At 39.9% G+C, this 12,814-nt stretch carries 12 protein-coding genes; all 12 read left to right on the top strand.

Features of this window, described 5'->3' with window-relative positions; genetic code table 11:
* Positions 1-2 precede the first annotated feature (2 nt).
* A complete protein-coding gene (locus NYE69_RS32600; protein ID WP_051985222.1) occupies positions 3-1,727 on the top strand; it encodes a glycosyltransferase in 1,725 nt (574 codons plus the stop codon).
* 11 nt (positions 1,728-1,738) lie between these two features.
* On the top strand, positions 1,739-2,776 hold the full coding sequence (gene gmd / locus NYE69_RS32595) for a GDP-mannose 4,6-dehydratase (RefSeq protein ID WP_036619325.1): 1,038 nt from the start codon (positions 1,739-1,741) through the stop codon (positions 2,774-2,776).
* 18 nt (positions 2,777-2,794) lie between these two features.
* The gene (fcl, locus tag NYE69_RS32590; protein WP_036619326.1) at positions 2,795-3,745 is read left to right on the top strand and encodes a GDP-L-fucose synthase; all 951 of its coding nucleotides are present in this window, start codon (positions 2,795-2,797) and stop codon (positions 3,743-3,745) included.
* A complete protein-coding gene (locus NYE69_RS32585) occupies positions 3,738-4,841 on the top strand; it encodes a glycosyltransferase family 2 protein (RefSeq protein ID WP_051985223.1) in 1,104 nt (367 codons plus the stop codon). Before fcl ends, NYE69_RS32585 begins: the two co-directional genes overlap by 8 nt.
* A 16-nt stretch (positions 4,842-4,857) precedes the next feature.
* The gene (locus tag NYE69_RS32580; protein ID WP_036619327.1) at positions 4,858-6,207 is read left to right on the top strand and encodes a sugar phosphate nucleotidyltransferase; all 1,350 of its coding nucleotides are present in this window, start codon (positions 4,858-4,860) and stop codon (positions 6,205-6,207) included.
* Positions 6,208-6,302: 95 nt separating this feature from the next.
* Complete coding sequence (locus NYE69_RS32575) at positions 6,303-7,415, top strand: glycosyltransferase (protein ID WP_170180038.1); 1,113 nt, start codon at positions 6,303-6,305, stop codon at positions 7,413-7,415.
* Positions 7,416-7,430: 15 nt separating this feature from the next.
* Complete coding sequence (locus NYE69_RS32570; RefSeq protein ID WP_170180039.1) at positions 7,431-8,579, top strand: glycosyltransferase; 1,149 nt, start codon at positions 7,431-7,433, stop codon at positions 8,577-8,579.
* A gap of 31 nt (positions 8,580-8,610) precedes the next feature.
* Entirely contained in the window at positions 8,611-9,753 is a 1,143-nt protein-coding gene (locus tag NYE69_RS32565) for an FkbM family methyltransferase (protein WP_124333325.1), read from the top strand.
* 31 nt (positions 9,754-9,784) lie between these two features.
* Positions 9,785-10,525, top strand: coding sequence for an SDR family NAD(P)-dependent oxidoreductase (locus tag NYE69_RS32560; protein ID WP_115311332.1), 741 nt, complete (start codon positions 9,785-9,787; stop codon positions 10,523-10,525).
* Positions 10,526-10,553: 28 nt separating this feature from the next.
* The gene (gene pseH / locus NYE69_RS32555; RefSeq protein WP_124333326.1) at positions 10,554-11,093 is read left to right on the top strand and encodes a UDP-4-amino-4,6-dideoxy-N-acetyl-beta-L-altrosamine N-acetyltransferase; all 540 of its coding nucleotides are present in this window, start codon (positions 10,554-10,556) and stop codon (positions 11,091-11,093) included.
* 69 nt (positions 11,094-11,162) lie between these two features.
* On the top strand, positions 11,163-11,402 hold the full coding sequence (locus tag NYE69_RS32550) for an acyl carrier protein (protein WP_124333327.1): 240 nt from the start codon (positions 11,163-11,165) through the stop codon (positions 11,400-11,402).
* 62 nt (positions 11,403-11,464) lie between these two features.
* Positions 11,465-12,814, top strand: coding sequence for an AMP-binding protein (locus NYE69_RS32545; protein ID WP_124333328.1), 1,350 nt, complete (start codon positions 11,465-11,467; stop codon positions 12,812-12,814).

Genomic DNA, 12,814 nt, shown 5'->3' with positions numbered 1-12,814 from the left:
GTATGGAAAAATTAAAAATCTGTTTGATACCTAATACTATGTTTTCTTGGAACGGTGGAAAGGATTTTGTCTTTTATTTACTTTCAGGATTGGTCCAAAGTGACATAAAAGTAAAACTGGAATTGAGTATTATTGGTACAAGAAATGATAAAAGTATATTAAATCAGTTTATTGATCAGTTTAAGATAGAATTTACTGAAGTAGATGGGGTAAGTAAAGATAGAGTATATCAAATCGTAAAAGATAAGAGGATAGATGTGATTTTTTCATTCCAAACACATTTAGGTAAATTTATGCCTGTTCCTTGGGTTGGATACCTTCCAGACTTTCAACATAAATATTTACCTTCCAATTTTAGTAAACAAGAAATAGTTTATCGCGATGCATTTTATTCCCAGATGCTAAAGGACTCTGATGGAATAATTGTAAATTCTCTGGATACGAAGCATGACATTTTCAAATTTTTGACGCATAACATCAAAAACGTATATTCCTTGCCTTTTGTACCTTTTCTGAAAAATGGATATGAAGAGTATTTAAATAATGATATTGATAAAGAGTTTGAACATTTGATAGGAACTGAATACTTTATGATTTCCAATCAATTTTGGAAGCATAAGAATCATATACTTGCATTTAAAGCAATGAAATTGTTCTACGAGAATAATAAGCATCTGTCTAACATTCGGTTAATATGTACTGGAGATTTAACTGACTATAGGGATCTAACATATACTAATGAGCTATTGGAATATATCAATGAAAACAAACTAAATAATAAAATAATATTGTTGGGGTTAATTTCCAAAAAAGATCAGATTCAATTGCTGAATCAATGCATTGCCGTAATTCAACCCACACTGTTTGAGGGCGGACCTGGTGGAGGTTCGACATACGATGCATTATCACTAAATAAGACAGTGATTTTATCAGATATTAAAGTGAACAGAGAGATTATCAATTCTAAAGTTATCTTTTTTAATAGCAATTCAGTTAGCGACTTAGAAAAAGCTATGAACAAGGCTTTAGCTATGCAAAAAGATTCATCATCTGATAACCAAATAAATCATGAAGCGAATAGACTTGAATTAGGAACGGCCCTATTTAATGCTTTTGATGATATTCGAAAAAAAAGTAGAAATATAAGTAGTGATATTGAGGGAGAAGTAATAAATTATAGTTATTTCGATTCCCGAATTCTCCAATCCTGTAGACTAAATGAAAATATAGTTACTAATCATGGGCAGGGGAAAATTTCTTCAGTGTTACTTTTGGACAAAGATCAAAATGCTTTTTACAGGTCGGTTTCTTCCGGTTATTTTTATAAGATTATTTCTTCACAAATATCTTTTAATACGACCGATTTAAATATAACAGAACAAGTAGAGGAAGATTTGTTTTCTATACCGATTGCGCACTATATTGAAAAATATGTACTTCAATCCGTCCAAAGAAGTGACGTTATATATATTTATGCTGATGGTGGACATACAGAAAGATTGTTGAAAAATGTAGATTTTTCAAATTACAACCTAAAAGGAATTATATCCAAAAAGAATGACGGTGGGGTTATGGAAGGTTACCCCATTATCTCTTACAATCAAAATTTGATGCAAGAAAACTGTTATATATTAATTTCATCAGCTAGTTATGAAAGGGATATATACGGAGAACTAATAAAGGCCAATATTCCATGCAATAAAATTTTAAGAATATATGGGGATTGAATGGTGGAATTATGAAAACAGCACTTATCACTGGAGTAACAGGGCAGGATGGAGCTTATCTTATAAATTTATTGTTAGATAAAGGATACGAAGTGCATGGGTTAATTAGACGTGCTTCGATTGAACGATATGATCGAATAGAACAATATTTAGAACATCCCAGAGTAAAGCTTCATTATGGAGACATGACAGACTCATCTAACGTTATCCGATTAATGGCAGAAATAAGACCGGATGAAGTGTATAATCTGGCTGCAATGAGTCATGTCAAGGTCTCTTTTGATACGCCGGAGTATACGGCAAATGCAGACGGAATTGGTACTCTGCGTTTGCTTGAGGCGATACGTATTCTAGGGCTGGAACAGACGACAAAGATATATCAGGCATCTACAAGCGAGTTGTATGGGAAAGTCCAAGAAACACCCCAATCTGAATCTACACCCTTCTATCCACGCAGCCCATATGCAGCTGCTAAAATGTACGCCTACTGGATTACGGTTAACTACCGTGAGGCGTACAATATGTTTGCTTGCAACGGCATATTGTTTAATCACGAATCTCCAATGCGTGGTGAGACCTTTGTCACCCGCAAAATTACAATGGCGGTAGCTAATATTAAGTATGGATATCAGGATTGTCTATTCTTGGGGAATCTGGACGCCAAACGTGACTGGGGGTATGCGGGAGATTATGTTGAGGCGATGTGGCTGATGCTGCAACAGGATATTCCGCAAGATTTTGTGATCGCAACCGGCGAGACAAGAACAGTGCGTCAATTTGTTGAGTTAGCCTTTAAGGAGGCAGGGATTGATATCGAATGGCATGGGGAAGGGGTACATGAACAAGGGATCGATCCGACAACCGGAAAGGTAATTGTGGCTGTAGACCCGCAATTTTTCCGTCCTACTGAAGTAGATCTACTACTCGGCAATCCGGCGAAAGCAAAGAATATTCTTGGTTGGAGTCCTAAAACTAGCTTTAACGAGTTGGTAGCTATGATGGTTCAAGAGGATCTTAGAAAAACAGCGAGCAAAGGCAAACACAATTAGCTTGAAAAGGTGATCGAAATGCAAGCAAATTCTAAAATTTATGTTGCTGGTCATCGTGGATTAGTAGGTTCTGCCATTGTGCGAAAACTGAAGGCGAAAGGCTACAACAACATACTAGGGAGAACTAGTCAAGAGCTGGACTTACGTGATCAGTCGTCAGTTAAGCGATTTTTCGAAGAAGAACAGCCGGAGTACGTATATCTAGCAGCTGCAAAAGTAGGCGGTATTCTGGCTAATTCCACTTATCCGGCACAGTTCCTATACGATAATCTTATGATTCAATCTAATATTATTGAAGCAGCTAGGAACTATGGTGTTAAGAAGCTGCTTTTTTTAGGAAGCACTTGTATTTATCCTAAATTGGCTCCTCAGCCGCTTAAGGAAGAATACCTGCTTACGGATGAATTGGAGCCAACCAACGAGCCATACGCCATAGCGAAGATTGCTGGCATAAAAATGTGCAATGCTTACAATAAACAATACGGTACGAACTTTATGAGCGTCATGCCTACGAATCTATATGGTCCCAATGACAATTTTGATTTGCAGAACTCGCACGTGTTGCCGGCATTAATGCGGAAAATACATGAGGCCAAAACAAACGGAAGTGAAACGGTCACCATCTGGGGCAGCGGTACACCTTTTCGTGAATTCCTGCATGTAGATGATTTGGCAGATGCCTGCGTCTATCTCATGGAAAATCACTCGGCAGAGGAAATAGGCACCTTCGTAAACATTGGCACTGGTAAAGAAATCTCTATTCGAGAGCTTGCAGAACAGTTGTGTAGTAATATTGGCTTCGAGGGAACACTGGTTTATGACTCAACCAAACCGGATGGTACGCCAAGAAAAATAACTGATGTGACAAAGCTGGAACAATTAGGTTGGCGTTATTCCATTGAATTAGAGGAAGGGGTTCGGGATACCTATCAATGGTACCTCGAGCATGTGGTGAACAACGATGAATAAACCTAAAATTTCTGTTGTTACAGTCTGTTATAATGCTGCCGATACGATCGAGCAGACCATTCAAAGTGTACTAAACCAAAGCTATTCTAATTTGGAGTATATTATCGTGGATGGTGCATCCACAGATCATACTTTGGATATTATTCATAAATATAAGGATCGTATAAATACCATTGTATCTGAACCTGATCATGGGATATATGATGCCTTTAATAAGGGCGTACAATTGGCCACCGGGGATTTTATTAACTTTATGAATGCGGATGATTTTTTCTCATCCGGACAAGTTGTTGCAGAGGTGGCCAATTACTTAGTATCGAATCCTGATGTGCTCATGCTTCACGGCAACGTGAGAGTGATGAATGATGCATTGGGGATTTGGCATATCGACGGACAACCGATTACAGTTGATGATATGAAAAACGGTAAAATGTGCCCTCATCAATCAGTCTTTACACATAAGAAGCTTTTTGAAGAGTTCGGAGGCTTTGATGTAAGATATAAAATTTTAGCGGATGTCGATTTTACTATTAAATGTATCAAAAAATACGAGGCTCATTTTGCGTATGTACCACTGGAAATAGCAACCTTCAGGCTTGGCGGTGTAAGCACCCATGTTCATCACGAAAGCAGAATGTATAACGAAAATGCAATTATTCACTTGGAGCATTTCCAATGTATTCCTAAACAGGCTTCTGATTATTTAGATAATGTAGATTTGGTCCAAAGCAGTAACCATTATCAATTATGGCTGCAAAACATACTGTTGGGCAATGCTGGCGCTGCCTCAAAGCTGCTGGCCAAGAATCTTGATAAAGTTATCATATTCGGTACGAGAAAGCTCGCAACATTTTTATATCTTGATCTTCAGAAGCAAGGCATTGAGGTGGAATATTTTTTGGATAATGATCAGAGAATGCAAGGAAATATGATGCATAATATTCCAATTATTTCGCCCCAGGAGCTGGATGCAACTGCCGAGATGACAATTATAGTATCTGTTGAAAGACATTCTGTAATGAGTGAAGTAAAAGGCATATTAAGTGAACGATTCACAAACGCTCAATTATACACTTGGCAAGAGCTTATCTCGTAAATCCTAGGGGAATATTATGAAAATTATATTGTTATCGGGCGGATCAGGTACCCGTCTATGGCCGCTATCTAATGATTCACGAGCAAAACAGTTCTTAAAGGTGCTTCATAATCAGGAAACCCATGAGATGGAATCGATGCTGGAGCGTGTCTATTGCCAGCTATTAAAGATTGTATCCGCGGATGATATTATTATTGCTACCAATAAGCTGCAGGTGGATATGATTGCTAATCAGTTGGGCAACATTCCGATGATTATTGAGCCAGAGCGTAGGGACACATTTCCTGCAGTGGCGTTAGCCTGTTCATATTTGTATTCCCATGTCGAGATTGCAAAAGATGAAATCGTCGGCGTTGTGTCCGTAGACACTTATGTGGGCACAGAATTTTATAGGATGCTAAAGGACTTGGAGCAGCTTGTTCGAACAACCGATGCTCAGATAGGTCTAATCGGAATTAAACCCACTTATCCTTCTTCAAAGTATGGTTATTTGATTCCTAGAGAAGTTCAGAACTATATGAGGGTGGGGCGCTTTAAAGAAAAGCCTACAGAAGAAGAGGCGGAGCAGTTAATCGCAAATGGATCGTATTGGAATAGTGGTGTTTTTGTATTTCAACTGCAATTAATTATGGATCATCTTGAGAATCTGAAGATGCCTGTCAGCTATGAGGATTTATTGGACAGGTTCACGATGTTGCCGAAAAAGAGCTTTGACTACGAACTGCTGGAGACTTTAGATTCTATTGTAGCTCTTACCTATGAGGGTTATTGGAAGGATCTTGGGACCTGGAATACATTGACGGAAGAGATGTCTCAAAATGTGATAGGCAACGGCGGTCTCAGTGATGATTGCCATAATACCCATATTGTCAATGAGCTCGAACTGCCTGTAAAAGTCTTAGGGATATCTAATGCGGTTATTGCTGTGAGCCCGGATGGCATATTGGTCACAGATAAGCCGTCAAGTTCCCGTATGAAGGATATGCTGCATGAAGGCTTGTTCTCAAGACCCATGTACGAAGAACGGCGCTGGGGCTGGTATAGAATATTGGATTATTCCAAGTCAGAGAACAATGAAGTGTTGACTAAACGTCTCTGTATCAAGGCAGGCTATCATTTCAGCTATCATTATCATAATATGAGAACTGAGGTATGGACTATTACGGCTGGAAGAGCCACTCTGGTCATAGACGGCATAGCTCAAATGGTAACGGCAGGGGCCGTGATTGAGATTCCGAGCGGTACCAGACATTGTTTACAAGCCCAGGAGGATACGGAGTTAATTGAAGTACAGATTGGAAGGGTAACGGTCGATGATGATATTGTCCGCCTGGAGGAAGATATTCAACATATCCTCACTATTTAGGCAGTGGTGAGCTTTAAGTTATAAAATCCCTATGTGCTTGGATACAGGTTGATGGAATTATGATTCATTGTATCCCGGCTTTGAGGAGGAACGCAATGCTGGTCTCTGTGTTAATCAACAACTACAATTATGAGGATTTTATTGTCCAATGTGTTGATTCGGTTCTTAATCAAACCTACAAGGATATTGAAATTATCGTATATGATGATGGATCAACAGATCATTCCCTAGAGAAATTATCACAGTATTCAGATATCAAGGTGATCTCCAAGGCGAACCACGGAAAATCCAATAATTTAAATCAAATGAATGCTGTCTATCAGGCATACCTGCATTCCAAAGGGGAGTACATATTCCTTCTGGATAGTGACGACTGGTTTAAAAGTAACAAGGTTGAACATATTATTAATATTTTTGAGAGCAATCCTAAGCTGGAAGTCATTCAGCATGCGTTGGAGGAAGTAAATTCCCAGGGGCAATCGAACAACGCAATCATTCCGGTGTTTAAGAATGTTCAGAATTATAAAGAATATATTTATTCATCTGAATCTCTGTTTCATTTATTCTCCATGACAAGTGGTTTGGCGTTCCGAAAAAGTTTCTTTGACAGAGTTATGCCTTTGCCTGAGGATGAATTGATCCATCTATGTGTGGATACCAGATTAATGATTATAGCGGCTTTGACCTCAACCATTCATACCTCGCTTGAGCCTTTGGCTTACTACAGGAGGCATGGCAAGAATACTTGGGGGAAGATGGCGGATCCAGATGTTCATAAAGTATATACAGAGCAACTCTATAACTTTTTTAATAGCTGTGCTCAAAAATATGGTATGCCAACCATTCAGTACACAACAGAAAGTTTCTTGGAAAATACCTATTTTTATAATCAAATCGATATAGAAAAGTGTAAACATTTTATTGGCGATGACCATTTTTGGATTTGGGGAGCAGGAGAGGCTGGGCAAAGCGTGTGTCATGCCTTGATGCCGCATCAGCCATTGATGAGTGGTTTTATAGATAGTGAAGCGAAGAAGCAAGGGCAGTTTGTGCTAGGTAAGCAAGTATACGCTCCACATAACATCGTAAATGCGTCCCCAAGTAAAGTGCTTATTTCTCCGTATCATGCCTATAACGCGATTAAGGCAACACTTACGGAAGCGGGATGGGTTGAAGGAATGCATTTTATTGATCCATATTTTAGGTGAATAAGGAGATCTATGATGAAGATATCCGCAGTTATACCTGCTTATAACGCTGAAGAGTATATAGAAAAATCGATATCCAGTTTAATCCTTCAATCCCAAACGCTGCACGAGATCATTATCATTGACGATGGTAGTTCCGATGATACAGTAAAGATAGTAAAAGCCCTACAAAGAACCTATGAGCACATTGTACTCCTGCAGCAAGCCAACCAAGGAGCATCGGCCGCAAGAAATACAGGCCTAAACAATGCGCAGGGTGACTGGATTCTTTTCCTGGATGCAGATGACGAATGTGCACCTACCCTGATCGAGACCTATACCCGGTTTTTGCAGGAGAATCCAGCGCGTTATTGTGCAGTGTATAGTCAGGCCCTTCAAGTGGATGAGAGAGGAGAAGCCATATCGGGAATATTTAGCGGTTACGATCTTCATGGACAGGAGGGGTTCGTCCAAATGCTGCTGCGTAACCCGATTATTTCCCCGTCCGGGAGCTTGGTTAAGAAGGCTATCCTGGATGAGATGAATGGTTTTGACACATCCATTAAGTACGTGGAAGATGTTGACTTCTGGTTAAGACTACTACTGAATGGCAACAATATTGGTCATGTGTGCGAGCCGCTATCTTTCATCCGTAGACACTCTAGTAATACGACGGCGAATATCGAATCGACGAGACATGGTGAAAAAAGGCTGTTAGATAAATTCGGGCTTGGAGTTATTAAAGAAACGATTTATGAAAGAAGATATACAATTGATCATAATCATTTAGATTATGTGAATTTCTTAATTCGATTTGAAAAATGGCCGGAAGCCGAGCAATTACTGGAGACAGTACAAATAGAAGCTTCAGATGATAAATATGGCTCTTATCTATTTGTGAAAGCACTTGTTGCGCTGCAGGTTGGAAAGTATGAAGTCGCGAAAGACCTGTACTTAGCAATTATCAAATGGAATAATACTCATGGCGCTGCTCTCAATAATATCGGCGTTCTGTATGCGGAAAACAACGAGCTAGAGAAAGCTAGAGAATCGTTCAAGCTTGCGCTTCAATATTATCCAGGTTATCTGGATGCTGCCTATAATTTAGAACAACTAGATACAGAAACTCCCATATTTCGTTTTACCAAACGAGAGTTAAGAAAAAGCTTGTTAAGATATTCTTGAAATATATTATTCAAACGAAAAGAGGCTGGCTATGGATTTTTATAGCAGTGTACAGCAATTAATCCGAAGTATGCCGGTAGACAACACATTTTATATGAATCAAACCATTTTACAAAGCGATAGGGTAGCAATATTTGGCGCTGGAAGTTTTGGACAGGATATGGCACAAAACCTCTTGAAAGCTAACAAAAAAATCGAATTCTTTATTGATAATGATGAAAAAAAACATCACAATTATATTTGTGGCATAGAAGTAGTTTCATTAGACCATATTTTAGGGATGAAGAAGGATGATCTCCTTATCATTATTTGCAGTACATGGCACAATGAAATAAGACAACAACTATTACATGCTAATGTATCAAATTTTATTGAAGCAGATCCTGTTGTTATTTCTAAATATTGTTATAAATATTCAGCGGTAAGAGAACAGTTTGAACGTTTTTTTACGAGAGAGCAAGATAAATTTGATGCAGTTTTTCATATGTTGGAGGACCATTCATCAAAGGAGCTCTTTTTACATTTAATTGCGTATCGCGTTTCAGGAAATATTCATTGTTTGAAGATATCGGATTTCAAGCAATACGAGCATCCGATTGTTAGACCTGAGAAGAGAGATGTCATTATAGACGGTGGTGGCTATATCGGTGACACTGCGCAACAATTTAATAAATTATTAGATGCTGATTGTCATATTCATTCCTTTGAACCATCAAAGGATAATTTTAAGAAGATGAAAGAATGGATAGAGAATAAAGGTATACAAAATGTAACGACCGTTCAATCAGGTTTAGGAATCGAAAATACTGAGTTGTATATGAATTCAATCGAAGGTGAAATTAATCCGTCTAATATAATCGTTGAACAGGGAAATGAAAAGGTTAATATTATGGCAATTGATCGTTATGTAAAAGAATATGCGCTACAAGATGTTAACCTTATTAAATTGGATATTGAAGGGTTTGAATTATCTGCATTACAAGGAGCGGATAAAACCATACAAAATTTTGCTCCGAAGATACAAGTATGTCTATATCACAAAAAAGAAGATTTAATAGATATTCCGTTGTTTTTTTATAATAAATACAAGGACAAGCATTACAAATTTTATATTGGTCATCATACGGACAACTATATGGAAACCGTTTTGTATGCAATCCGCGCGAAAAAATAAAGTTTCAGATATACAAAGGATGATCCGTATTATGCTGAAAGGAAAAAATGTATTTATCACAGGTTCTACAAGAGGGATTGGACGCTCAACTGCTTTCGTTTGCGCAGCAAATGGGGCGAATTTAGTGCTTCATGGTCGGGATCTTTCTGTGCTTAAGCAAGTCAAGGAAGAAATTACCGGTAAATACCACGTTGATGTTCACTTACTAGCTTATGACGTTTGTGATCCCGATGAAATAAAAAACGCATTTGTATGGATCAAAAAAAACTTAGGTAGATTAGATGTGCTTGTCAATAATGCCGGCGTGATGGATGATGCTCTGCTGGGCATGGTGAATGAGCGGCAAATGGAGTCTACCTTCTCGATCAATATCGAAGCAGTGATCTATCATATGCAGTATGCCTCTCGCTTGATGACCAGACAAAAGCAGGGCTCAATCATCAATGTCAGTTCTATTATCGGCAGAACGGGTAATGCGGGACAAGTAGTGTATGCCTCTAGCAAAGCAGCCGTGATCGGTGCGACCTATTCGGCCGCCAAAGAGCTTGGCGTGCATAATATCCGAGTCAATGCCGTTGCTCCGGGCTTCATCGATACCGATATGACCAAACAGTTTTCCGAAGAGGTGTATAAACAACGATTGAGCGGAATCAAGATGAATCGAATGGGAAGGCCGGAGGAGGTTGCTAACACGATTCTGTTCCTCGCCTCCGACCTCTCCTCTTATGTCACGGGACAAGTCATTGGTGTGGATGGCGGTATGGTGATTTAATACTTAATGGCTAAACGGTGGTGAGTTTGTGATTACCTTTAAGAAGCTGGATGAAGGTGATTTGGAGCAGGTACTGGAGTGGCGGACAAGCGAGCATGTAACCCGATATATGTATACCGATATTGACAAAAATCTGGATAATCAAATGAAATGGTATAAGGCTATTTCGAAGGATGACACGCAGTATTATTGGATCATTGAATATAAGGGTACGGCAATTGGCTTGATATCCATTAATAACCTGGATAGGATTAACCGGAAGGCTACATCTGGCTACTATCTTGGCGATCTAAGATACTCAATGATAGCAGGACACATTCATCCTTATCTTTATAATTTTGCTTTTTTTCAGCTGGGCTTAAATAAGCTCTATGCCGAAGTTATGGAAGGCAATGACGGCATAATGAAAATGCATCTTCACCACGGATATACACATACGGCTATCTTTAAGGAGCACATTTATAAATACGGGCATTATCATGATGTACATTACTTTGAATTGCTGGCCTCGATCTGGAAAGAGAAATGTCAGAAATTTCATAGGTTTACTGCACAGTTTACGCTGTAGTACATCTAAAACGATCATGAGCAAAGACCGATATATGTTATATACGTCTTTAGTTAGGTGGGTAAAGAGATGAATAATGAACAAAAGCTGCGTGAAATATTTGCGGAAGCGTTACAAATCGATATAGAGCAAGTAACGGACGGTTTATCCTACAATAGCATTCCCGAGTGGGATTCGATTGCACATATGACCTTGATTGCAGAGATCGATAATGTGTTCGACACGATGTTGGATACAGATGACGTGCTGGACATGAGTTCTTTTGCCAAGGCCAAGGAGATATTAGCTAAATACGACGTACAGTTCTAGGGATCAAGGGTGTGGTTAAGTGACCATGCCCTATTCTTTTACAGCCTTGAAAGGAGATTGCGATGTTTTTCAATATACTACAATATGGGGAACAATGCGCTGTAATTACGGAGCAACGCATGCTGACGTATGCTGAGCTGCAAGCCTTGGCTGATCAGTATGGCTTTCGATCTGACAATAAAGAACTGGTTCTGTTGCTCTGTGATAACGAAATAGAGATCGTGGCCGCTTATGTGGCGGCCTTGCAAGCGAAGCAGGCTGTAATGCTGCTGAATGCTTCTACCAATAGTGAACTTTTAAATCATATCGTTATAACTTATCAGCCGAAATGGATCGTTGCCTTAAACGAACTGACCTTTGATGGATACCGTCAGCGTGGCAATGTATTAGAGCGCGAACAGCATTCCGGAGCAGCCATTCATTCCGAGCTTGCCGTGCTGCTTAGTACATCCGGCACTACGGGCAGTCATAAATTTGTACGCTTGTCCTACGCCAATATACAGTCCAATGCCGAGGCCATCGCACAGTACCTGGAGATTGATGCTAGCGAGCGGGGAATTTTGAATCTGCCATTATCCTATTCGTATGGATTATCGATCTTGAACAGTCATTTTCATGCTGGAGCCGCCGTACTGCTAACCGGGGAAAGCGTTGTTGCCAAAACGTTTTGGAACTTCGTGCGGGAACAGCAAGCGACCTCCTTGCCTGGAGTTCCATTTACGTATCAAATGCTGGAACGAGTAGGCTTCTTTAAGATGGAGCTGCCGTATCTGCGAACTTTAACTCAGGCTGGCGGACGTCTGGAGGAACGATTGGTGCGTCTCTTGGGCGAGTACGCCAAGGAGCAGAGAAAACGATTTTTCGTCATGTATGGCCAGACCGAAGCTGCGCCGCGTATTTCCTATATTCCTAGTGACAGAGTATTGGATAAGCCAGGATCCATAGGCATCCCTATTCCCGGCGGCAGGCTGGAGCTTGCGTCAGATACAGGAGAACTGATCTACTATGGTAGCAATGTCATGTTGGGCTATGCGGAGTCGCTTGCGGATTTGGCCAAGGGCGATGAATGCGGCGGGGTGCTGTATACAGGCGATACAGCTACCGTGGATGAGGAAGGATTTTTTACGATTACGGGAAGAATGAAGCGGTTCATCAAGCTGTTTGGTCTTCGTATCAACCTGGATGAAGTAGAAAGAAAGCTGGAGGCACTGCTTCAACAGCCGATAGCGTGTGTCGGAAACGATGACAAACTGCTTGTTGCAACGGAATCCAGTCAGCATGTCGCTGAGATCAAACAACATGTGGACCAGCTGTATAAGCTGCATCCCACAGCCTACAGAGTGATTGTGGTCGATGAAATTCCGAGATTGGCCAATGGCAAAATTAATTATCAGGCATTAAAGGGTGAATGA

This window comes from Paenibacillus sp. FSL R5-0527 (genome assembly GCF_038008055.1).
GTDB lineage: Bacteria > Bacillota > Bacilli > Paenibacillales > Paenibacillaceae > Fontibacillus > Fontibacillus macerans.
Note: the sequence above shows the minus strand (reverse complement) of the source record. Positions and strands in the feature narration are given on the sequence as shown.

Coding starts and splice junctions, on each gene's coding strand:
- NYE69_RS32600 (WP_051985222.1), top strand. CDS start 3: ATGGAAAAATTAAAAATCTGTTTGATACCTAATACTATGTTTTCTTGG.
- gmd (WP_036619325.1), top strand. CDS start 1,739: ATGAAAACAGCACTTATCACTGGAGTAACAGGGCAGGATGGAGCTTAT.
- fcl (WP_036619326.1), top strand. CDS start 2,795: ATGCAAGCAAATTCTAAAATTTATGTTGCTGGTCATCGTGGATTAGTA.
- NYE69_RS32585 (WP_051985223.1), top strand. CDS start 3,738: ATGAATAAACCTAAAATTTCTGTTGTTACAGTCTGTTATAATGCTGCC.
- NYE69_RS32580 (WP_036619327.1), top strand. CDS start 4,858: ATGAAAATTATATTGTTATCGGGCGGATCAGGTACCCGTCTATGGCCG.
- NYE69_RS32575 (WP_170180038.1), top strand. CDS start 6,303: ATGCTGGTCTCTGTGTTAATCAACAACTACAATTATGAGGATTTTATT.
- NYE69_RS32570 (WP_170180039.1), top strand. CDS start 7,431: ATGAAGATATCCGCAGTTATACCTGCTTATAACGCTGAAGAGTATATA.
- NYE69_RS32565 (WP_124333325.1), top strand. CDS start 8,611: ATGGATTTTTATAGCAGTGTACAGCAATTAATCCGAAGTATGCCGGTA.
- NYE69_RS32560 (WP_115311332.1), top strand. CDS start 9,785: ATGCTGAAAGGAAAAAATGTATTTATCACAGGTTCTACAAGAGGGATT.
- NYE69_RS32550 (WP_124333327.1), top strand. CDS start 11,163: ATGAATAATGAACAAAAGCTGCGTGAAATATTTGCGGAAGCGTTACAA.
- NYE69_RS32545 (WP_124333328.1), top strand. CDS start 11,465: ATGTTTTTCAATATACTACAATATGGGGAACAATGCGCTGTAATTACG.